At 59.3% G+C, this 21,394-nt stretch carries 21 protein-coding genes, 1 pseudogene and 1 riboswitch; of the genes and pseudogenes, 11 read left to right on the forward strand and 11 right to left on the reverse strand.

Annotated elements, in window-relative coordinates; translation table 11 throughout:
* Positions 1–52: 52 nt before the first annotated feature.
* A complete protein-coding gene (locus ACFZPT_RS02615; protein WP_034101252.1) occupies positions 53–688 on the reverse strand; it encodes a LysE/ArgO family amino acid transporter in 636 nt (211 codons plus the stop codon).
* A 22-nt stretch (positions 689–710) separates the two neighbouring features.
* Positions 711–1,517, reverse strand: coding sequence for a 2OG-Fe(II) oxygenase family protein (locus ACFZPT_RS02620; protein ID WP_034115349.1), 807 nt, complete (start codon positions 1,515–1,517; stop codon positions 711–713).
* Between the two features lie 294 nt (positions 1,518–1,811).
* On the opposite strand from ACFZPT_RS02620, the gene ACFZPT_RS02625 reads away from it, so the two are divergent.
* Positions 1,812–2,447 (forward strand): NBR1-Ig-like domain-containing protein, encoded by a 636-nt coding sequence (locus ACFZPT_RS02625; RefSeq protein ID WP_256593251.1) that lies wholly within the window; start codon positions 1,812–1,814, stop codon positions 2,445–2,447.
* A 20-nt stretch (positions 2,448–2,467) separates the two neighbouring features.
* Here the strand turns inward: ACFZPT_RS02625 and ACFZPT_RS02630 are convergent.
* Positions 2,468–2,578 (reverse strand): annotated as a pseudogene (locus ACFZPT_RS02630) (addiction module antidote protein, HigA family); the annotation flags it as partial.
* A 145-nt stretch (positions 2,579–2,723) separates the two neighbouring features.
* Here ACFZPT_RS02630 and ACFZPT_RS02635 point away from each other — a divergent pair.
* The 3 genes from ACFZPT_RS02635 to ACFZPT_RS02645 all read left to right on the forward strand — a co-directional run bounded on the left by ACFZPT_RS02635 (position 2,724) and on the right by ACFZPT_RS02645 (position 4,601).
* Positions 2,724–3,107, forward strand: coding sequence for a polymorphic toxin type 44 domain-containing protein (locus ACFZPT_RS02635; RefSeq protein WP_052202244.1), 384 nt, complete (start codon positions 2,724–2,726; stop codon positions 3,105–3,107).
* Positions 3,085–3,504 (forward strand): hypothetical protein, encoded by a 420-nt coding sequence (locus ACFZPT_RS02640; RefSeq protein WP_034115347.1) that lies wholly within the window; start codon positions 3,085–3,087, stop codon positions 3,502–3,504. Before ACFZPT_RS02635 ends, ACFZPT_RS02640 begins: the two co-directional genes overlap by 23 nt.
* 479 nt (positions 3,505–3,983) lie before the next feature.
* On the forward strand, positions 3,984–4,601 hold the full coding sequence (locus ACFZPT_RS02645) for a hemolysin III family protein (protein ID WP_034101246.1): 618 nt from the start codon (positions 3,984–3,986) through the stop codon (positions 4,599–4,601).
* Here ACFZPT_RS02645 and ACFZPT_RS02650 read toward each other — a convergent pair.
* On the reverse strand, positions 4,596–5,498 hold the full coding sequence (locus ACFZPT_RS02650) for a LysR family transcriptional regulator (protein WP_034115346.1): 903 nt from the start codon (positions 5,496–5,498) through the stop codon (positions 4,596–4,598). The genes ACFZPT_RS02645 and ACFZPT_RS02650 overlap by 6 nt on opposite strands.
* 106 nt (positions 5,499–5,604) lie before the next feature.
* Here ACFZPT_RS02650 and ACFZPT_RS02655 point away from each other — a divergent pair, with 106 nt between their 5' ends.
* From ACFZPT_RS02655 to ACFZPT_RS02665, 3 genes are read left to right on the forward strand one after another with little or no spacing between them, the layout of a single operon-like run.
* The gene (locus ACFZPT_RS02655; protein ID WP_034115345.1) at positions 5,605–6,846 is read left to right on the forward strand and encodes a D-amino acid dehydrogenase; all 1,242 of its coding nucleotides are present in this window, start codon (positions 5,605–5,607) and stop codon (positions 6,844–6,846) included.
* A 10-nt stretch (positions 6,847–6,856) separates the two neighbouring features.
* On the forward strand, positions 6,857–7,207 hold the full coding sequence (locus ACFZPT_RS02660) for a RidA family protein (RefSeq protein WP_034101243.1): 351 nt from the start codon (positions 6,857–6,859) through the stop codon (positions 7,205–7,207).
* A 24-nt stretch (positions 7,208–7,231) separates the two neighbouring features.
* A complete protein-coding gene (locus tag ACFZPT_RS02665; RefSeq protein ID WP_034115344.1) occupies positions 7,232–8,134 on the forward strand; it encodes a transporter substrate-binding domain-containing protein in 903 nt (300 codons plus the stop codon).
* 159 nt (positions 8,135–8,293) lie between these two features.
* Here ACFZPT_RS02665 and ACFZPT_RS02670 read toward each other — a convergent pair whose 3' ends face one another.
* Together ACFZPT_RS02670 and ACFZPT_RS02675 are read right to left on the reverse strand one after the other, a co-directional pair.
* The gene (locus ACFZPT_RS02670) at positions 8,294–9,013 is read right to left on the reverse strand and encodes a 16S rRNA (uracil(1498)-N(3))-methyltransferase (RefSeq protein WP_034101241.1); all 720 of its coding nucleotides are present in this window, start codon (positions 9,011–9,013) and stop codon (positions 8,294–8,296) included.
* Positions 9,014–9,082: 69 nt separating this feature from the next.
* A complete protein-coding gene (locus ACFZPT_RS02675) occupies positions 9,083–10,489 on the reverse strand; it encodes an adenosylmethionine--8-amino-7-oxononanoate transaminase (protein WP_034101240.1) in 1,407 nt (468 codons plus the stop codon).
* A 273-nt stretch (positions 10,490–10,762) separates the two neighbouring features.
* On the opposite strand from ACFZPT_RS02675, the gene ACFZPT_RS02680 reads away from it, so the two are divergent.
* Both ACFZPT_RS02680 and ACFZPT_RS02685 read left to right on the forward strand, forming a co-directional pair.
* Entirely contained in the window at positions 10,763–11,314 is a 552-nt protein-coding gene (locus tag ACFZPT_RS02680; RefSeq protein WP_034101239.1) for a cytochrome b, read from the forward strand.
* A 32-nt stretch (positions 11,315–11,346) separates the two neighbouring features.
* Positions 11,347–11,925, forward strand: coding sequence for a YceI family protein (locus ACFZPT_RS02685; RefSeq protein ID WP_034101238.1), 579 nt, complete (start codon positions 11,347–11,349; stop codon positions 11,923–11,925).
* Between the two features lie 216 nt (positions 11,926–12,141).
* On the opposite strand, the gene ACFZPT_RS02690 is transcribed toward ACFZPT_RS02685, so the two are convergent.
* From ACFZPT_RS02690 to ahcY, 5 genes are all read right to left on the reverse strand, one after another.
* Positions 12,142–14,019, reverse strand: a complete 1,878-nt coding sequence (locus ACFZPT_RS02690; protein ID WP_034101237.1) for a DEAD/DEAH box helicase — start codon at positions 14,017–14,019, stop codon at positions 12,142–12,144.
* Positions 14,020–14,241: 222 nt separating this feature from the next.
* Positions 14,242–15,033 (reverse strand): ABC transporter substrate-binding protein, encoded by a 792-nt coding sequence (locus ACFZPT_RS02695; RefSeq protein ID WP_034115343.1) that lies wholly within the window; start codon positions 15,031–15,033, stop codon positions 14,242–14,244.
* Positions 15,034–15,097: 64 nt separating this feature from the next.
* Positions 15,098–16,177 (reverse strand): hypothetical protein, encoded by a 1,080-nt coding sequence (locus ACFZPT_RS02700; RefSeq protein WP_034101235.1) that lies wholly within the window; start codon positions 16,175–16,177, stop codon positions 15,098–15,100.
* 78 nt (positions 16,178–16,255) lie between these two features.
* Entirely contained in the window at positions 16,256–17,101 is an 846-nt protein-coding gene (gene metF / locus ACFZPT_RS02705) for a methylenetetrahydrofolate reductase [NAD(P)H] (RefSeq protein ID WP_034101762.1), read from the reverse strand.
* Positions 17,102–17,222: 121 nt separating this feature from the next.
* Positions 17,223–18,632 (reverse strand): adenosylhomocysteinase, encoded by a 1,410-nt coding sequence (gene ahcY / locus ACFZPT_RS02710; protein ID WP_034101234.1) that lies wholly within the window; start codon positions 18,630–18,632, stop codon positions 17,223–17,225.
* Between the two features lie 21 nt (positions 18,633–18,653).
* Positions 18,654–18,760: riboswitch (S-adenosyl-L-homocysteine riboswitch) on the reverse strand.
* 198 nt (positions 18,761–18,958) lie between these two features.
* Here ahcY and ACFZPT_RS02715 point away from each other — a divergent pair.
* Entirely contained in the window at positions 18,959–19,363 is a 405-nt protein-coding gene (locus ACFZPT_RS02715) for an acyl-CoA thioesterase (RefSeq protein ID WP_034101233.1), read from the forward strand.
* A 97-nt stretch (positions 19,364–19,460) separates the two neighbouring features.
* Positions 19,461–21,377, forward strand: a complete 1,917-nt coding sequence (locus ACFZPT_RS02720) for a patatin-like phospholipase family protein (RefSeq protein ID WP_034115342.1) — start codon at positions 19,461–19,463, stop codon at positions 21,375–21,377.
* The last annotated feature ends 17 nt before the right edge of the window (positions 21,378–21,394 follow it).

Genomic DNA, 21,394 nt, shown 5'->3' on the forward strand with positions numbered 1-21,394 from the left:
TGCGCATTTTCTGAGAAATGAAAGGCGTCCTGTGATGAGGGCCTTTTCCGGTTCAGAGACGCTGCAGCTGATGAAAATCAGCAATCAGCATACCCGCCAGATACACCATCAAAATCACCACGCCTGCGTCCAATAAACGCCAGACCTTCGCCGAACGAAATAGCCCCGTCAACCTCTGGCACCCTAACGCCAAAACTACAAACCACACCAGCGACGCGGTCATTGCTCCGCTGGCAAAGAGCGCTTGTTGGCTGACGGGCTTTGCCGCGCCAATAGAGCCAATTAGCACCACGGTATCCAGCCAAGCATACGGATTGGCAAATCCAAGTATCACCGCTGTGCGCAGCAATCCCCGTTGTGAGGTGAGGTTGCTTCGAGTGTCCGGCATCGATTGGTTACGCAGACAAGCCAATAACCGCTGCCAGCCGAACCACAATAGATAGGCCGCTCCCGACAGCAGCAGAAACGCCACGAAACCTGGCTCTCTGCCAAGTAACGAGCCCAAGCCCATGACCCCAAGAGCGATGAGGATGATGTCGGCGAACACGCATACCGCCACCACCCCCCAGACAGGGCTGCGACTGACACCCTGGCGAATAACCAGGGTGTCCTTCGGTCCAGGAGCGGCGAACAGTCCGATGCCCAGTAGCAGGCCTTCGAGATAAAAAGCGTTGAAGTCTGGAGTCATGAAGCGCTCAGCCGCCTGGGTATCAGATCAATTGAAGGGGGTGATTACCGAAGCTGGTATGGCGCGTGTTGGCGGCGTTTTTCAAGTCGATCGGCTGGTGGCGGAAAAAGCTTGTCAGTTCCTGCTCCGAATCAGGGTTGACGAAGTAAATGAGAGAGCTTCGCGGCATTGGTCTCCGAGGCGTCAGAACCGCGTGGTACATAGAGGGAATCGCACAATCCGAGAGCTCGGTCAGTAACGATCCGGCCAAGATTGCTACCTCGTTCTCCAAGAGGCGCACCGGCTCCAACGAGCTGCCTCGAACCAGAACGAGGCCATCACGAGTAGGCTTGATAAAGGACAACAGATGACCATCCTCGTGAGGATCCTGAGCAAACTGGCGCTGGCCCGACCCGGAATTAGCTCCATAGACACACAGTTGCAGATAGGACGCTGCACGCAAAGAGTTCAACGAAGTGGCTCCAAACTCCGCGCAAATTCCGTCCATCAATCCCTGGGCAAGCTCGCTGACCTGTTGTTCAAAAGCTGTGACGGCGGCAAAAAAATCACTTCGTGTGAATTCAAAGGCTCTTCGTTTTAATGAATGTGCAGGCCAGTAACAAAATCGCTCACATAGGTCTGGCTGCTCCTCAAGGCTCGAGTACTCAGTGCCAAAGGGGAAAAATCCATCGGTGTCTTTTTCGAAGGAAAACGAGGCTTTGGTGGCTGGTGATATTGCGGGGTATCCATCAACGATTTTTTTGTAATCCAGCAGCATCGCTTCTGATATTTGCAGGGTGCCGAAGCCTGTTTGAGCAATGGATTCACAGCACGCTTTAATGTGGTTCATGGCTATATCCAAAGGTAGATGTAAAGGAACGCAACAAACACTAGGTTCGCAAGCATGCGAGAAACTACGACACTGGATATGACCGGCTAAAAGGGTTCCATCCATGTCCTTCACAACATCGCCAGCGCCAGCAGGTGGCGAGTGTGCATGGTTCAAGACACGGGGCGGCGGACAGGTTGTCTTTTTTGGCGGACAAAGAAATGACGTTCACCTAAAAACGGGAACCGTACACTTCGTATGAATATAAGAACGCGAGATACCCTCAGGTCATTGGTTGCACGGCGCAGCCGCGAATTGGGCAAGCCGCTGACTGCGCTGGCCAAGGAAGCAGGAATTTCCAGAACCTACCTGTACGGTCTAGCGGCTGGAGCGTCCAGGGACCCGTCGGTACGCACGCTGATCAAGCTGGCGAAGGCATTGCAGGTTTCTCCCTTGCTGTTGTTTCGCTACTTCGCTGACCTGACAGGCGCGCCCGCTAATGCGTACTCAATGGCTACCACCAATCGGGCTGCAGGTATTGATGATCCGGATGACGTTGCGGTGTTCAATGCCGATGTCACGACGCCTGATCAAGCCGTCGTGTTGCCGGGGGAAGTTTTTCAGAAAACCTGGGAGATTCAGAACCTGGGGACACGACCCTGGCGCGGGCGACGACTGGTGCGTGTTGATAGGGAATATGTGATTGCCCGCCGCACCGATCCACAGGGTCAGTTGGAGGTTGTGATGGATATTCATTTGCGTAGCCTGCACAGCGAGCTCCCTATTGCCGATACGCTGCCGGGCCAGCCGGTGCATATCAGTGTGGAGTTTGCAGCACCCAAGGAGACCTGCACGGTGGCTTCAGTCTGGAGAATCGAGGATGAGCAGGGGAAACCTTGTTACGGACCTGCGTTCATTTTGCATGTAGTGGTTAACGTCATGGCGCGTTGAGCGTCCGGTAGGCTTTTTCCTTAGTCAATCCGCGCAAACCGCTCAATCATTGGCTGCTCCCGATGCTCGGCCTGCCACAAGTCGTAGGTACTTTGCATCGATGGCCATCGCCATGCGGTACTCACGCCGGCCCCAAAAAAGTCTTACTTTGCCCCTAACAGATGTAAGACGTAGATCGAAAAGTAGTGTGAAGCTTCTGTAAGTTCTTTTCCCGAGTTTTGGCTGATTTTTGAGTGCTAGCTTTTGACGCTCAACCCCATCAGCAAGGATTCGCAAATGGCTGTCCCTCCAATGCCCCCAGGCGTTTCGCTGCAAGACAATATCGCCCTGGCCAACAACCGCAGGATGCATTTGAAGCCAGGTTCGGCGTTCACCTATTCATGGTTTTATTCACAAGTCAGAGGGCGTGGCCCTTGGGATTACAAACAGAAAAGTCGCGAGTACGAGGCGTTCGGTAACTTTAACTATGGGGTTACCGGTACGGTGTTGGGGATTCCTGAAGGCGTGTTATTGAGAGCAGCCGGTGCTGCGCAAAAAGCGGCGGGGACATCTCGGCCGGAGTTTGGAGACTGGTGGGGTGATGCGCCTTATGGCGATGACCATAGCGACCAGCACTGGATCAAGGAGGGCATCGAATATGCCAGAGCTCAAGGGTATTAAGTGGCCGGTCCAGGTCTTGCTCAATGGGCTGCTGGTGTTGTGTCTCGGGTACTTGGGCGTTGGTTGGTTGATGAGTCCCGGTACACCGGAGTTGGATGAGGTGGTACTCAAGCATTCCTTGAGTAACGGCAACTCCCTTTATGGCGTGCGGGATAGTCAGGGTGGTGCGACGGTGGGCTTTTCCTACAGGTACTACGTGCATAAGGATCTGGATAATGATCACGAAATACTCACGTCATTGGTCTCGGCACATCCATTTCTAAAAACCAAAGAGCCTAATGTCCAAGTGACCCAGAAGGATGGAGTTCTCCATGTCATTGTTCGTGGGGAGGTTTATGAATACCGCAGCTATCCGCTTGAAGGCTTGGAGGCGGTGAGCATTGATATGAGGCTGTAGGCCTGGGGGCTTCGGATTTCTCCTGCAAGATTTTGGGCCGTGCACGAACTTGTCCCAAACAGACCTACTGAGCAAATGTAGAAGGGGCGTGCCCCGATAGCGGTGGGTCATAAGTGATGTATCAACTGACACTCTGCCATCGGGGGCAAGCCCCCTCTTACATTGAGATCATCTTTCGGCTCGGCTCAGCGTTCGTTGATGCTCCATTACTACAACTGTAATGATCCACCGCCCAGCTTGATTGATAGCCTCCTGAATCACGCCTAGGGTACAGCCCACGACGGCAAACCCGTGGAGCGACCATGACAACCAAAATAACCTCCGACTCGCGCTGGAGGCTGCGGCGTGACGAGAATGTGGCTCGATTGTGCCCGCAAATGCGCGCGGCGTCCTCGGAACGTCACATGGCACTTGCACTCTGATGCCCAAGGCCGGAGGCTTGCGGCCAGTCGTCAACGGTTACGGGAGGTCAGTGACACATGTACCACGGGGAACGATTCAACGCCTGGAGCCATTTGCTCGGTGCTGTCGCGGCGTGTATTGGCGCCGTATGGATGCTGGTGGTGGCCAGTCTGGATGGCAGCCCCTGGAAGATCGTCAGCGTGGCGATCTATGGTTTTACGCTGATGGTGCTGTACAGCGCGTCCACCGTGTACCACAGCGTGCAGGGGCGGCGAAAAGAGATCATGCAGAAGGTCGATCACTTTTCCATCTACCTGTTGATTGCCGGCAGTTACACGCCGTTTTGCCTGGTGACCCTGCGCGGGCCATGGGGCTGGACGCTGTTCGGGATTGTGTGGGGGCTGGCGGTGATCGGCATTTTGCAGGAGATCAAACCGCGTTCCGAGGCGCGCATTTTGTCCATCGTCATTTATGCGGTGATGGGCTGGATTGTGCTGGTGGCGGTCAAGCCGCTGATGGCCGCGCTGGGCACGGCGGGGTTTATCTGGCTGGCGGCGGGCGGCGTGCTGTACACCGTTGGCATCATCTTTTTTGCCCTGGAGCACCGCCTGCGGCACTCCCATGGGATCTGGCACTTGTTCGTGATCGGCGGCAGCGTGCTGCATTTCGTGGCGATCATGCACTACGTGCTATAGCCGCTGCAGCATCGCGTCGGCGCGCTGGCCGAAGATCTCCAGCAGCTTGGCCAGCGTGTGCGGTGGCGGTTCATCGGCGCGGGTCAGGGCGTAGAGGGTGATCGGCAGCGGTGGGGTCAGCGTGCGGATGCAGGTGGTGGCGGGGGAAGCGCCGAGGGCGGTGAAGGGGTCGATTACCGTTAAGCCGGCGCCGGACTCGACCATAGCCCGCGCCAGAGCGTAGGTCTGCACCGAGAGGGTCACGCGCGGCGGCGGCGTAACGCTTTCCAGATAGTTGTCGAGCCTGGCCGACAGTGGGTCGGCGCTGGACAGGCCAATCAGCGGCGCGCCGGCCAGGTCCGTCAGGGCCAATGGCATGCTCAGCGCCTCCTCGGGCCAATAACCCTTGGAGGCCAGCGCCACCAGCGCTCCGTTGGCCAGCACTTGGGTGGTCAATCCCGGATGGCCGGAGAAGTTGAGGGTCAACGCCAGGTCGATCTCGCGCATCAACAGTTTTTGCACCAGCTCGCGGCTATGGTCGCTGGACAGTTCGCAGGCAATGTCCGGGTAGTCGCGCTTCCATTCCAGAATCGCCGGCGGCAGCAGGGCCAGGGCCAATGCCGGAATCGCACCAATGCGCACGCTGTGCCCCGGTGCGCTGCGCAGGCTCTTGGCCAGGCGCCGCACGCCTTGCAGGCTCTCGGTGACTTTCTCGACTTCACGCTCCAGCGCCAAGGCTTCCGGAGTTGCCTGCAATTTACCGCGCACCCGCAGAAACAGCGGAAAGCCCAGCTGCATTTCGGCATGTTGCAGCACCTTGGTCACCGCCGGCTGCGACACATTCAGCAACTGCGCGGCGGCGCTGACGGAGCCGGTCTGGCGGATAGCCTGGAAGATTTCGATATGACGCAAGCGCATGGCACGTCCATAACCTTTGTTTATAGGCGACCTATCTTTATTCATTGTCGGTAGCGTGTCACCTGCCCCTACGCTTGGGCTCTCTCAATCAACGGCAGGGGCGAGCATGGCCAGGCAGGTTTGCGTTATCGGCGGTGGGGTGATCGGCTTGGCCAGTGCGTACGCGCTGGTGCGTGCCGGTCATGAGGTCACGGTGATCGACGCGCGCGAGCGCCTCGGCAGCGAAACCAGCTTTGCCAACGGTGGGCAATTGTCTTACCGCTACGTCGCGCCGCTGGCCGATGCCGGTGTGCCGCTGCAAGCGATTGGCTGGCTGCTGCGCGGCGATTCGCCATTGAAACTGCGCCCGCGCCTGGACCCCCAACAATGGCGCTGGATGGCGGCGTTTGTCGGCGCCTGCCGAGGCTCGGTGAATAAACGCAACGCCGCGCACCTGCTGCGTCTGGCGTCCCTGAGTCAAAACACCTTGCAGCAATGGCGCGTCGACGATCGTCTGGACGGCTTCGACTGGCGGCGCAACGGCAAGCTGGTGGCCTTTCGCAACGCGAATACCTTTGAGCATGCGCGCAGCAAGGTCACCGACATCCTGCAACAACAGGTGCTATCCGCCCTGGACTGCGCACGCCTGGAACCGACGCTGGCGGCAGGCGGTTTTGTCGGCGGTATCTACACGCCAAACGAGGAAGTCGCCGATTGCCATGCGTTCTGTCAGCGTCTGGCGGCGCGTCTGGAGGCATCGGGGCGTTGCACATTTATATTGGGGCGCAAGGTCACCGGTATTCGTCATGCCGAGGGTGCGGTGCAGGCGCTGGAGCTGGGCGAGGAGGTCATGCCGGTGGAGCACCTGGTGCTGGCCGCCGGGCACCGCAGCGCTGAATTGGCGTTGCCTGGCGTGTCGCTGCCGTTGTATCCGCTCAAGGGTTACAGCCTCAGTGTGCCGATTGGCGAGCAGCACCGCGCTCCTAACATCAGCATCACCGACTACGACCGCAAGATCGTCTACGCACGCATCGGCGAACAATTGCGGGTGGCGGCCATGGTGGATATCGTCGGTTTCGATGCCAGCCTTGAGCCTAAGCGCCTGGCGCTGATGAAACGCCAGGCGGTCGAGACTTTTCCTACAGCTGGTGACTATAGCCATGCGCTGGAATGGGCCGGCATGCGCCCGGCCACGCCGACCGGTGTGCCACTGATCGGCGCGAGCGTTTACCGCAACCTGTGGCTCAACCTGGGCCACGGCGCCCTCGGGTTTACCCTGGCCTGCGGCAGCGGCCAACTGCTCGCCGAACTGATCGGCCAGCACCAACCTTCCATCGATATGCAGGGCCTGTCGCCCCGCGCCGCGTGAGGACGCATCCATGACCCTCCAACGAATCAACACCAACGAACGCCTCAGCGGCGCTGTGACTTTCAATGAGCTGGTGTTTCTGTCGGGCCAGGTGCCGGGTGACGGCCAGGACGTGGCGACCCAGACCCGCGAAGTCCTGGCCAGGATCGACGCGCTGTTGGCCCAGGCCGGCAGCGACAAGGACCACTTGCTCAATGCGACCATCTATCTCAAGGACATCGACAGCGGTTTTGCGCCGATGAACGAAGTGTGGTCCGCGTGGCTGACACCGGGGATGGCGCCCACCCGGACCACCCTGCAAGCCCAGCTCGCACGGCCGAGCGTGCTGGTGGAAATCAGTGTGATTGCTGTACGTAAATAACCAAAAAACCAACGGAGCATAACAATGAAAAAAATCCTGTTGACCGGCTGCGCGGTGGGGCTGTTATGGGGCGCGCAGGCCGTGGCGAACGAAGCGGCCTTGAGCGGTACGCTGAGCAAGATCGCCAACGCCAAGTCGATTACCTTGGGTTATCGCGACGCCTCGGTACCGTTTTCGTACGTGGGCGACCATAGCGGCAAACCCATGGGCTATTCGGTGGACCTGGCGAACAAGATCGTCGAACGCATCCAGCAGAAAACCGGGGTGCCCAACCTCAACGTCAAATACAACCTGGTGACCTCCCAGACCCGCATCCCGCTGGTGCAGAACGGCACCGTCGACCTGGAATGCGGTTCCACCGGGGTGACCGCCGAGCGGCAGAAACAGGTGGCGTTTTCCTACGGGTTTATCTACGTGAAGGGCCAGTTGCTGACTGCCAAAGACAGCGGCATCAAGGGGTTTGCCGATCTGCAGGGCAAGAACGTGGTGACCACCGCCGGCACCACCAACGAGCGCTTCCTCAAAAGCTACAGTGCCGAGCACAAGGCCAATATCTTTGTGATCAGCGCCAAGGACCATGGCGAGGCATTCAAGATGCTTGAGACTGGCCGCGCGGCCGCGTTCTACATGGACGACGCGCTGCTCTACGGCGAACGCGCCAAGGCCAAGGACCCGCACAATTGGGTGGTGGTGGGCGAGGAGCAGTCGCGGGAAATCTACAGCTGCATGGTGCGCAAGGATGACCCGCAGTTTCTGGCGGTGGTCAACGAGACCCTCGGTGACCTGTACCGCAGCGGGGAAATCAACGGGATTTACCAGCGCTGGTTTGAACAGCCGATTCCGCCGAAGGGCTTGAACCTTGAGTTCCCGATGACCAGCGAGCTGAAGGCGATCATTGCCAAGCCGGTCAGCGACCCGGTGGAGTGATGTGCTGATGTGGTAACCCAATCTACTGTGGGAGCTGGCTTGCCTGCGATAGCATCACCCAAGTGTTACTGAAAGACCGAGGTGACTGCATCGCGGGCAAGCCCGGCTCCCACACAAGCCCGCTCCCACAGTTTTGATTGGGTTTACAAGGTAAGGGCGTTAGAAGTCGCCCCAGAGTTGTTGGGCCACGGCCAATGCAACAACGGGAGCGGTTTCGGTACGCAACACCCGCGGCCCAAGGCGGGCGGCGTGGTAGCCGGCGGCTTGGGCCGTTTCGACTTCATTGTCGGTCAGCCCACCTTCTGGCCCGATCAAAAACGCCAGGCTCGACGGCTTGGCATGGCTGATCATCGGTTCAGCCACCGGGTGCAGCACCAGCTTCAGGTCCGCCGCGGTTTGCTTCAACCAATCGGCCAGCAGCAGCGGCGGGTGAATCACCGGCACCGTCGAACGCCCGCATTGCTCGCACGCGCTGATCGCCACCTGGCGCCAGTGCAGCAGGCGCTTGTCGGCGCGTTCGTCCTTGAGGCGCACTTCGCAGCGTTCGCTGAAAATCGGCGTGATCGCGTTGACCCCAAGCTCAGTAGCTTTCTGGATCGCCCAATCCATCCGCTCGCCCCGGGACAGGCCCTGGCCGAGGTGGATGTGCAGCGGGGATTCGGCCTGGCCCGCGAAGCTCTCGCTCAGTTGCACGGTGACGCGCTTCTTGCCGACTTCCAGCAAGCTGCCGAGGAATTCCTGGCCCGAGCCGTCGAACAATTGCACGGCGTCGCCTTCGACCATGCGCAACACGCGGCTGATGTAATGCGCCTGGGCCTCGGGCAGTTCTACGTCGCCGAGGCTCAGCGGGGTGTCGGTGAAAAAGCGGGACAATCTCATTTCTGTTCTCTGGGAAATTCTGTGCAGGAGCAAGATAACGGTGGCGAGGGTGCCTAAAAAGGTGGGGAATCAACCCGGATCGCGAAAGCCTGGGTGGAAGTCCTGTGGCACCGCGACGCTGACGCTGCTGTTGGTGGCGATGTCGATGCCTTCGCTGGCCACTTCGGCCAGGAAGTCAATTTGCTCCGGCGTGATCACATAGGGCGGCAGGAAATACACCACGCTGCCCAACGGCCGCAGCAACGCGCCGCGCTCCAGTGCGTGTTCGAATACCTTCAGGCCACGGCGTTCCTGCCATGGGTAGGCGGTCTTGGTGGCTTTGTCCTGGACCATCTCGATGGCCAGCACCATGCCGGTCTGGCGCACTTCTGACACATGGGGGTGGTCCACCAGGTGCGCGGTGGCGGTGGCCATGCGCTGGGCCAGGGCCTTGTTGTTCTCGATGACGTTGTCTTCTTCGAAAATATCCAGGGTCGCCAAGGCCGCCGCGCACGCCAGCGGGTTGCCGGTGTAGCTGTGGGAATGCAGGAAGGCGCGCAGGGTCGGGTAGTCGTCGTAGAACGCGCTGTACACGTCCTCGGTGGTCACCACGGCGGCCAAGGGCAGATAGCCGCCGGTAAGGGCCTTGGACAGGCACAGGAAGTCCGGACGGATGCCGGCCTGTTCGCAGGCGAACATGCTGCCGGTGCGGCCGAAGCCTACGGCGATTTCGTCATGGATCAGGTGCACGCCGTAGCGGTCGCAGGCTTCGCGCAGCAGCTTGAGGTACACCGGGTGATACATGCGCATACCGCCGGCGCCCTGGATCAGCGGCTCGACGATCACCGCAGCGATCGTGGCATGGTGCTCGGCCAGGGTCTGTTCCATGGCCAGGAACATCGTGCGTGAGTGTTCTTCCCAGCTCATACCCTCGGGGCGCAGGTAGCAATCGGGGCTGGGTACTTTGATCGTGTCGAGCAGCAGCGCCTTATAGGTCTCGGTAAACAGCGGCACATCGCCCACCGACATAGCGGCGATGGTTTCGCCGTGGTAGCTGTTGGTGAGGGTCACAAAGCGCTTTTTGTTCGGCAGGCCGCGGTTGAGCCAATAGTGGAAGCTCATTTTCAGCGCGACTTCGATGCACGACGAACCGTTATCGGCATAGAAGCAACGGGTCAGGCCCTCGGGCGTCATCGCCACCAGGCGCTCGGACAGCTCGATCACCGGCTGGTGGCTGAAACCGGCGAGGATCACATGCTCCAGTTGATCGACCTGATCCTTGATGCGCTGGTTGATGCGCGGGTTGGCATGCCCGAACACGTTGACCCACCAGGAGCTGACGGCGTCGAGGTAGCGCTTGCCTTCGAAGTCTTCCAGCCACACGCCCTCGCCACGCTTGATGGGGATCAGCGGCAGTTGCTGGTGGTCTTTCATCTGGGTGCAGGGATGCCACAGCACCGCCAGGTCGCGTTGCATCCACTGGTTGTTCAGGCCCATCGTGTCTCTCCTCGAAGCGGTCCTGCGACCGGCGCAGGTGAAACAATCGCGCAAGCCTATGCAAAGCAGGGCGGTGTCACAACCCATGGCGTGTGAATTGGCAGTAAACACAGGACGGACTGTCACGTTTCTCAGGAATAGTCCTTAATCCTTGGTTAACTTATCGTGCCTAGGCTCTAGATCGCATTTCTCGATATTTCAAAGCGAAATTTTCCGCTTTAATTCGATAGTTAACACGCTAGTCTTGGGCGCAGCTCTTACGGGATTAAGTACATGCAGCTACGTAACTCACCGGCCCGATATGGCTGGGTCAGTATGGTTTTGCACTGGGGCGTGGCCCTGGTGGTGTTTGGTCTGTTCGCCCTGGGCCTGTGGATGGTGGGACTCGATTACTACAGTGCCTGGCGCAAAGATGCACCGGACCTGCACAAGAGCATCGGCATCACGCTGTTTGCGGTGATGCTGGTGCGGATCGTCTGGCGCTTGATCAGCCCGCCGCCACCGCCGCTGGCCAGTTACAGCCGCCTGACCCGTATCGGCGCGGCGTTTGGCCATATGTTCCTGTACGTCGGCCTGTTTGCGGTGATGATCGCCGGTTACCTGATTTCCACCGCAGACGGTGTCGGTATTCCGGTGTTTGGCCTGTTTGAAATTCCTGCCTTGGTTTCCGGTCTACCGGACCAGGCAGACAACGCGGGTCTGGTGCACTTTTACCTGGCCTGGGTATTGGTGGTCTTCGCCGGTTTGCACGGCGTGGCTGCGTTGAAACACCACTTTATCGATCGTGATGCGACCCTCACGCGAATGCTGGGGCGCAAAGCCTGATGTTCAACCTCGACTCACAAGGAATAGAAAGCATGTTGAAAAAGACACTCGCTGCACTGGCAATCGGTACTGCTTTACTGTCCGCAGGCCAGGTCATGGCGGCTGACTACAAGATCGACAAAGAAGGCCAGCACGCCTTCATCGACTGGAAAATCAGCCACCTGGGCTACAGCTTCATCCACGGTACCTTCAAGGATTGGGATGGCACGTTCAGCTGGGATTCGGCCAAGCCAGAAGCCAGCAAAATCGCAGTCGACGTGAAAACCGCCAGCCTGTGGTCCAACCACGCCGAGCGTGACAAGCACATCGCCAGCAAAGACTTCCTCGACGTTGCCAAGTTCGCTGACGCCAAGTTCGTGTCCACCGCCGTTAAATCCACCGGCGACAAAACTGCTGACGTGACCGGCGACCTGACCCTGCACGGCGTGACCAAGCCGGTGACCTTCAAGGCCACGTTCAACGGTGAGGGCAAAGACCCATGGGGCGGCGAGCGTGCCGGCTTCAACGCCAAGACCACGCTGAACCTGAACGACTTCGGCATCAAAGGCCCAGGCCCGTCCTCCCAGACCCTGGATCTGGATATCTCCCTGGAAGGCGTGAAGCAGAAGTAATTCTGCGTAGTTAAAAAACCGGATCTCAGGATCCGGTTTTTTGTATCTGGAATGCGCTCAGTGTGGGAGGGCGCTTGCTACTGGTGGCAGCTCGGTCTGCCTGTTGATACTGATACACAGCTATCGGGGGTAAGCCTCCTCCCATATTTAGTTTGTTGAGCCCAAAAAAATGCCCCGTCTCGAAAGAGCGGGGCATTTTTTATGCTGCGTAGAAACTCAGCGGTTGCGGGTCAGCAACGCTGGTTTTTCGCCACGAGGACGGCCGGGCAATTGATCCAATTGCTCTGGAGTCGGGAAACGATCGACCTTCGACTCCTTGTGGATAATCTTCGGAGCGGGGCCGCCACGCGGGTTCTGCACGGCTGGCTCGGAGGAACGTGGCTGGTCGTCACGGGCCGGGCGGCGATTACGCGAGTCTTCGCGACGGGCCTGGCCATCACGGGGAGCGCCGTTACGCGGGCCGTTGCGCTTGGCTGGCGGGGTGCCGGTGGTGCCGCCGCTGCTGTTACGCGGACCATTCTGACGGCCGCCCTGTGGCTGACCGCCGCGAGGAGCGCCTGCGCCTGCGCCCTGTGCCGGAGCACCTGGACGACGGCCACGGCCCTGGGCCGGCTTGGCCTGAGGTACGTAGTCAACGCGGTTACCGAAGTTATCCACATCGTCGTCGAGGAACTCGTCCGGAGCGCGGTCAGCGGCGGCGCGTGGCGGTTGGCTCGGCTGGCGCTGTTCGCGGGCCGGGGTGCCTTCGCGGGGCTTTTGCTCGCGGGCCGGGCGTTCGCCACGGCCGTTGCTGGCGGATTTTTCCTTGCCCTTGTCCTTGCCCTTGTCGCGACGACCGCCGCCACCGCCACCGCCGTTCGGGCCATCGCCCTTCGGACCGCGCGGGTTGCGTGGGTTACGCACATCGGGACGCTCGCGCGCTTCAGGCTTCTCGGCTTCTACGGTACTGGCATCGAAGCCCATCAGGTCGCCGTCGGCGATTTTCTGCTTGGTCATGCGCTCGATGCTTTTCAGCAGTTTTTCTTCGTCCGGCGCCACCAGGGAGATGGCTTCGCCGGAACGACCGGCACGGCCGGTACGGCCGATACGGTGCACGTAGTCTTCATCGACGTTCGGCAGCTCGAAGTTGACCACATGTGGCAATTGGTCGATATCCAGGCCGCGGGCGGCGATATCGGTGGCCACCAGGATACGCACGGTGCCGGCCTTGAAGTCGGCCAGGGCTTTGGTGCGCGCGTTCTGGCTCTTGTTGCCGTGGATGGCGACGGCGGTCAGGCCGTGCTTGTCCAGGTACTCGGCCAGGCGGTTGGCGCCATGCTTGGTGCGGGTGAACACCAGCACCTGTTCCCAGGCGCCAGCGGTGATCAGGTGGGCCAGCAGCGCGCGTTTGTGGCTGGCGGGCAGGCGGAACACGCGTTGTTCGATACGCTCGACCGTGGTGTTCGGCGGCGTGACTTCGATGCGCTCCGGGTTGTGCAGCAGCTTGCCGGCCAGGGCGGTGATGTCCTGGGAGAACGTTGCCGAGAACAGCAGGTTCTGACGTTTGGCCGGCAGGCGGGCGAGGACTTTCTTCACGTCATGGACGAAGCCCATGTCGAGCATACGGTCGGCTTCGTCCAGCACGAGGATTTCTACGTGGGACAAATCGACGCTGCCCTGGCCGCACAAATCGAGCAAACGACCGGGGCACGCCACCAGCACGTCGACACCACGGGACATGGCCTGAACCTGAGGGTTCATGCCGACGCCGCCGAAGATGCAGGCGCTGACGAACTTCAGGTCGCGGGCATACAGCTTGAAGCTGTCATGGACCTGGGCGGCGAGTTCGCGGGTAGGGGTCAGGACCAGTACGCGCGGTTGGCGCGGGCCGTGACGCTGGGATTTGTCCGGGTGACCGTTGGGGAACAACCGCTCCAGGATCGGGAGGGCGAAACCGCCGGTTTTACCAGTACCTGTCTGGGCTGCGACCATCAGGTCGCGACCTTGCAACACGGCGGGAATAGCCCGCTGTTGCACGGGAGTAGGCTCGGTATAGCCCGCTGCCTCGATGGCGCGGACTAAAGCCTCGGAGAGACCGAGGGAAGCAAAGGACATGAGTAATCCTGTTTTAGTTAGGGCTTGGCCCAAAGGGATAATCTTGCCGGGCGTGAATGGCGCTTAGGGGAGCGAAATCCCGTCCGGTCCTGCTGCGTCTGGCGAGCACTCCACCGGCTCGCGCGGGCTGCAAAGCTGCGCTGTAGCGGGGTTGGGTGCCTTTTTCAAGACCTCAGCGGCCGGGCGTAAGCCTGGCGGAAAGGCCGGAGTATAACAGAGCAATCACGGCGCGCTGCTTTCCTGCTGCTCAACGGTGCGTTCTGCAGCTGCAATACCGGGGATTCCGCCGTATCGGGCGCTCAAGGCGGCATAGCCAGGCTCTTGTTTGAAACGCTTTAATTCGGCGGCAAAACGCTGCACCAGCAGGTCCATGCCCGCGCCACGGCGTACGGCCAGAAACTGCGGTTGGCGGCTGACCACCAGCGGCGCCTGGCTGACCTTGCCCTCCAGGCCCAATGTCTTGATCAGATGCTGGCCGACCCGGCGATCAGTGATCAGTAGATCGATACGCCCCAGCAGCAATTTGCCGAAGTTCGCCTCGTGGCTCGGCGCCGATTCGCGATTGAACAGCGCCGAATCGCTGAATTCAGCCCCGTACAGGTAACCCGGCGAGGTGCCCACTGTCAGCCCGCGCAGGTCATCCAGATGCTGCGCCGGGTGGGGGCGCTCGTTGGCATAGAACAGCACGAAGTCCACGTCCGACAGCGGTTCGCTGGGGTACAGCAACTGGGCGTCGCGCGCCTGGCTGTGGAAAATATCCAGCGCGCCGTCGGCGTGGCCTTGGTCCAACATCGCCAGGCAGCGTTTCCAGGGCAGGAATTGCCACTGTACCTCGACCCCGAGACGCTGGAACACAATGACGGTGGTTTCATAGTCCAGCCCGTACATGGCGCCCTGGTCTTCATACACATAAGGTGCCCACGGCTCGGTGACAATGCGCAATTTCTCGCCATAAGCGGCCAGACTCAGGCAAGTGAAAAGCGCAGCGGTCAACAGCTTCAGAAGGGCGTGCATGCCCTGAGGTTACGATGCCACTGCGTTAAAGAGAAGCTCTGGCATGCGCATCCGGCGGATAGCGTTATTTGGCCGGAGACGTCATCAAGTGTTCGTAGATCGCGGTACGCCGCTCACCGAGAATCAAGCGGACGACGGGATTGGCAAACCAATGTTCCAATTGGTGAGCGTCGATCGGGTGTTTCTGTCGCTCTTCCTGGTTCTGTCGTGCCTTGTCCCACCAGACCGGGCCACATGCCTGGTCGAATTCATTCTCGTGCTCGTAGCAGCCGTAAAGGATTTCGCGAATGAACTGTTGCTGGTGCTTGGGCAGGACCAGCGTGATCATCTTGTACATCAGGCGCTGCATGCGTGGTGGTCGTGGCAGGTGGGCGGAGACCTGGCGGGTATCGGCCAGGGCTTGAGCGCTGGTGGGCGCCGACTGGTGCTTGGCGATCCAGGCTTTGACCTTGGCGCGAAACAGTTGCTTGCGGCTCCAGTAGTGATGGATCAGGTCCGGACACTCGCGCACCTTGACCGTACGGTAAGCGGCGATCGACAGGCAGAACTCTTCCAAGGTGTATGCGCCCTGGGCATGGGGGAACAGTTCATCCATCAAGGCGATGGAGTGATCCAGAATTGGGGCATCCTGCTGTGTCAGGCCCATGACCCCGGAGTTGAGCGTCATCATCTGATCGTCGGCCACGCCCATGTCGAGCAGACGCTGGTGCAGGGCGGTATAGAGGATGCTCTCGCGGTTTTCACCGTACTGGGTGTAGAAAGCGTTGCACAGCAGCGTGCCCGGCTGCACGCGCTCGAACAGTTCAAGGGGGGAGCGATGGAAGAAGGTGTCTGTGTCGATCAGCAGCGCCACCGCCGACTCTTCAAGCACCTGGCGCAACGCTACATGTTTGGTGCGGAAGTGATAACCGTGGGGCTCGCACCAGCGTTTACGCGTGGCCTCGTCCAGCGGGCGCACGCGTACGGGCAGCAGGCGATAGGGCTCGGGGTCGTCGCTGAATACCTGAATATCCACGGCATCGGGAGTTTCCTGCAGAAACGCCAGGGCACTGGCGATGCTGAACACGGCTTCCTGGTGGTAGGTCTGCGCACCGAAAACCAGATAGACCAACTGCGGGCGGGAAGTCGTAGGCACTGTATTCATGGACTGCGGGTTTCCGTGGACATGTAAAACGACAAAGGCCCTCGTCGAAACGAGGGCCTTGGTTCAGCCGGAAAGACTTCAGCGTGGCAGCTTGAGGTTGTTCCAGATGGCAAGGCTGGGTTCAGCCTGGTTCAGGGTATAGAAGTGCAACCCTGGTGCGCCACCTTGTAACAAACGCTCACACATCTCGGTGATAACCTGCTCGCCGAACGCCTGAATGCTCTTGACGTCGTCGCCATAGGCTTCCAGTTGCTTGCGAACCCAGCGTGGGATCTCTGCGCCGCAAGCGTCGGAGAAACGCGCCAATTTGCTGTAGTTAGTGATCGGCATGATGCCCGGCACGATTGGGATATCCACACCGAGAGCCCGTACACGCTCGACAAAGTAGAAGTAGCTGTCAGCGTTGAAGAAGTACTGGGTGATCGCACTGTTCGCGCCGGAGTTCGCCTTACGCACGAAATTCTGCAAATCGTCTTCGAAATTGCGCGCCTGGGGATGCATCTCCGGGTAAGCAGCTACTTCAATATGGAAGTGATCGCCGCTTTCTTCACGGATGAAGCTCACCAAGTCATTGGCGTGGCGCAGCTCACCGCTGGCCATGCCCATACCGGACGGCAAATCGCCACGCAGAGCGACGATGCGCTTGATCCCGGCGTCTTTGTACTGGGTCAGCAGGCCGCGCAGGTCGGCCTTGCTGTCGCCCACGCACGACAAGTGCGGTGCGGCGGGAATATTGACCTGGCTTTCCAGCTGCAACACGGTGTTGATCGTGCGGTCGCGGGTCGAGCCGCCGGCACCGTAGGTGCAGGAGAAAAAGTCGGGTTGGTAGCTGGCCAATTGCGCGGCAGTGGCCATCAGTTTTTCATGCCCAGCATCGGTCTTGGTCGGGAAGAACTCGAAGCTGTAGCGACGGTCTTGGGACATGGTCATACCCTTTGAAACTCATAAAGCCGAAGGTGAACGCTGCAAGAACGAGCTTGTTATGGCGCAGGAGATTGCTCTGCGACCACAGCAAGCCCGTCCTACAGACGGACCAGCCGGTTACTTAGTAGCGATAAGCGTGCGGCTTGAACGGACCTTCGACAGTCACGCCGATGTAATCGGCTTGGGTCTTGGTCAGCTTGGTCACCACGCCGCCGAAGCCGCGAACCATTTCCAGGGCCACTTCTTCGTCGAGTTTCTTAGGCAGTACTTCCACGGTCAGGCGCTCGGCTTTCTGGGCAGGCGACAGGTCGGCGTACTTTTGTTCGAACAGGAAGATCTGCGCCAGCACCTGGTTGGCGAAGGAGCCGTCCATGATGCGGCTTGGGTGGCCGGTGGCGTTGCCCAGGTTAACCAAGCGGCCTTCGGCCAGCAGGATCAGGTAATCGTCATTCTGTGGATCGAATTCCCCAGCGCCGGTACGGTGAACCTTGTGCACTTGAGGTTTTACTTCTTCCCATGCCCAGTTCTTGCGCATGAAAGCGGTGTCGATCTCATTGTCGAAGTGACCGATGTTGCACACCACGGCGCGCTTTTTCAGGGCCTTGAGCATGTTGGCATCGCAGACATTCACGTTACCGGTGGTGGTGACGATCAGGTCGATCTTGCCCAGCAGGGCTTTGTCGATGCTGGCTTCGCTGCCGTCGTTGACGCCGTCGATGAATGGCGAAACCACTTCGAAACCGTCCATGCAGGCCTGCATGGCGCAGATCGGATCGACTTCGGACACTTTAACGATCATGCCTTCCTGACGCAGGGACTGGGACGAACCCTTGCCCACGTCACCGTAGCCGATCACCAGGGCTTGCTTGCCTGACAGCAGGTGGTCGGTGCCGCGCTTGATGGCGTCGTTGAGGCTGTGACGGCAGCCGTACTTGTTGTCGTTCTTGCTCTTGGTCACCGAGTCGTTGACGTTGATGGCCGGGATTTTCAGCTCGCCCTTGGCCAGCATGTCCAGCAGGCGGTGTACGCCGGTGGTAGTTTCTTCGGTCACGCCATGGACGCGATCGAGGATCTGCGGGTATTTCTTGTGCAGCAACTCGGTCAGGTCGCCGCCGTCGTCGAGGATCATGTTGGCATCCCATGGCGCGCCATCCTTGAGGATGGTTTGCTCCAGGCACCACTCGTATTCCTCTTCGGTCTCGCCTTTCCAGGCGAACACCGGAATACCGGCAGCAGCGATAGCGGCGGCGGCCTGGTCTTGAGTCGAGAAGATGTTGCAGGACGACCAACGCACTTCGGCACCCAGGGCAACCAGGGTTTCGATCAGCACGGCGGTCTGAATGGTCATGTGGATGCAGCCGAGGATCTTCGCGCCTTTGAGCGGTTGCTCGGCGGCGTACTTGCGACGCAGGCCCATCAGGGCAGGCATTTCGGATTCGGCGATAAAGGTTTCGCGACGGCCCCAGGCAGCGAGGGACATATCGGCGACTTTGTAGTCGGTGAAATCTGCAGGCGTGTTGACAGCGCTCATGAAGAGCCTCCATTCGTAGTGTGCGAATGGGCGCCGTTGTGCGTTTAGTATCAGGCCAGGGCAACCAGGCCGGACAACGCCCCATCCGAGCCTGACAGGTTGAACCTGCTGCAGCGCCCCTCGGACAGGTGGCGGGAAAACGGTAACAATTGAAGATGACCGTTTTGAAACGGGTGGGATTATAGCTGCGCATTCCAGACTTCCCAAGCCTTTCCGTCACCGGCATGAAGATCGCTCATGGCCGCTATAGGCAATGGTTCATAGAGCTTGGGCCCGGCCTCTGCCATGATGTTGCCCATCATTCGGCAAGACGCTTTGGAGTGACCATGAACTTCCACACCCGCAAATGGGTTAAACCTGAAGACCTCAACCCCAACGGCACACTGTTCGGTGGCAGCCTGCTGCGCTGGATTGACGAAGAAGCCGCGATCTATGCGATTGTCCAGTTGGGCAACCAGCGGGTCGTCACCAAGTACATCTCCGAAATCAACTTTGTCAGCGCCTCGCGCCAGGGCGACATCATTGAGTTGGGTATCACCGCCACTGAATTCGGTCGCACCTCGATTACCCTGACCTGCGAAGTGCGCAACAAGATCACCCGCAAAAGCATCCTCACCGTGGAGAAAATGGTATTCGTCAATCTGGGCGAAGACGGGCTGCCGGCGCCCCATGGGCGGACCGAGATCAAGTACGTGAAGGATCAGTTCAAGGAAGACAGCCCGCCTGAATAACCTCAGCCCGGGTTGATTTGCATTGCCAAATTATTCCGGATGGACCTATCCCAGGCTCTCGCTTCACTCAGGGTTCACCCTGTAGAGAGAGTCGTGTATGAAAATATCCAGTTCTAATGCCATTTTTCAGCCTCAACGGTCTGAAAATGTCGATAAGGATGCAAAGGCATTTCTAGTCAAGCACGTAGGCGAGCGCAAGATGAGTCTTGCTCGCGCCAGCGATGGGCAGGTGGAAGTGACCTTGTCGCCGCCACCGCCTGCACATCTGGTGTTGAGTGGTGGTGGGGCAAAGGGTATTGCATTTCCGGGCATGGTCCAGGCGCTTGAAGACCACAAGGCAATGGGCGGGGTCAAAGTCATCTCCGGCTCTTCGGCTGGCGCTATCTCCGCTGCGCTGCTCGCCAGTGGCATGGATGCCAAGACATTCGAAAAACTATCGAACAGCCTCAACTTGCCTGAATTGCTGAGCAGCAAAGATTCTCTTACCGCAAAGTTACAGAAGGCCAGTGCTCAACTTGGCAAGTTGGCGGAGCGCTTACCCGGGCCGGCCGGAAACATCGCGCAATTACTGTTCACTCTGATTCCGCGCCTGCAGACCGAAGCGCAGCCTCTGGAGGATTTGATTGGCGATCAAGCGCGTAAGTCGCTGTTGGCGCAGATCGCAGGGGCATCTCGGGAAAACCGGCCAGATGAAGTCATGAAGATTTCCGACCGGCTCAGCGCAGGGGAAGGGCCGACTTTTAATGATCTTGCGGTGTTGAGCCGCCACATTCCGGCGGTCAAGCAGCTCAATATTACGGGTGTCGGCATGTTCGATGGCCGACCGCAGTTGGTGGTCTTCAATGCCAGCACCACCCCTGACATGGACATTGCCCGTGCGGCTCATATATCCGGCTCACTGCCTGGCCTATTCAAAAGCCCGAAGGAGCAAGGCCATCTGTTTCAGGAACATGCTGAACAAACGGCATTCCAGGATGGTGGGCTGCTGGTCAATACACCGTCTTCTGCGGTGATTGATCCGCCTTCTTCAGAGCCCTCTCTGAGCAAGACCGAGTCGTTGGTTGTCAAGTTCGAACCCGATAATCCGAAGCCTGCAACGAGCGGCGGTTTTTGGAGTGACGTGGTCGATAGGATCCTGGGAATTCCCCATGCGGCTGCCGAGGGGTATCAGGAAGATAAGCTCAAGGCCCAAGCGGATCAGACTGTCGTGTTACCGCTGAAGTCCGAAAAGGGCGATTTTCGCGGCCTGCTGGGTGGCACGGTTAATTTCACCATGACCGACGATCAGAAAATGCACCTGCAGGCGTCGGCGCGTGCAGCGGTAGGCGCGCACCTGGAAAGGCGTGCGCAGTTACGTGAGCGCTATCAATTTGAGTCATTGGACCAAGCTGTATTGGCCATGGACGATGACATGCTGGCGAGCGTTGAGCATGATCTGAAGAAGGATCCCGCCGCCAAGGATGTGCTGATGTTTCGTAATGGTGCAACGCAAGCGCTGCAAGCGCTGAATGTCGCCATTGCCGAAGCCAATCAGGCCGGTGACAAGCTGACGGTGACACCCAAGATCGCGAGGGCGTTGCGTAACTTGGATGCGCTGGCGCGAGGCCCTGAGTATGTCGAATGGTTGGGGCGGCGCCTCAACGCAGCCGATAAGCCTAATTTTCAGCAGCTCCTGCAAATGATGAGCAAAGCGTCAGTCGGCGATAACTCCGCGATGTCCAAGGTGATGAAAAGCGCGGTTGCACAGATGACAAGAAATGATCTGGCGGTAAAAGCCGAAAACTTTACGCGGGAAGTCATTTATCCGTCGCTCTATCGTCCGGGCCAGCCGGCATCCAACATCGAGCTGCTGCGACGTGCAGCCCGTGACTTGGCAGATGCGCAGACGCCACAGGCGTTCAATAACGTGCTCGACGGCATCGTCAAACATTACAAGGCGCGCAATAAACCCTGGAGTGTCCCGTTTCGCTCTACCACTGTGGAAGCGGCCAAAGCCTGGCGTCTACCGGTTTAGTTGCCTGGCCACTGAAC

Origin of the sequence: Pseudomonas sp. MD330_10 (assembly GCF_042610415.1) — a bacterium.
Classification (GTDB): Bacteria; Pseudomonadota; Gammaproteobacteria; order Pseudomonadales; family Pseudomonadaceae; genus Aquipseudomonas; species Aquipseudomonas rhodesiae.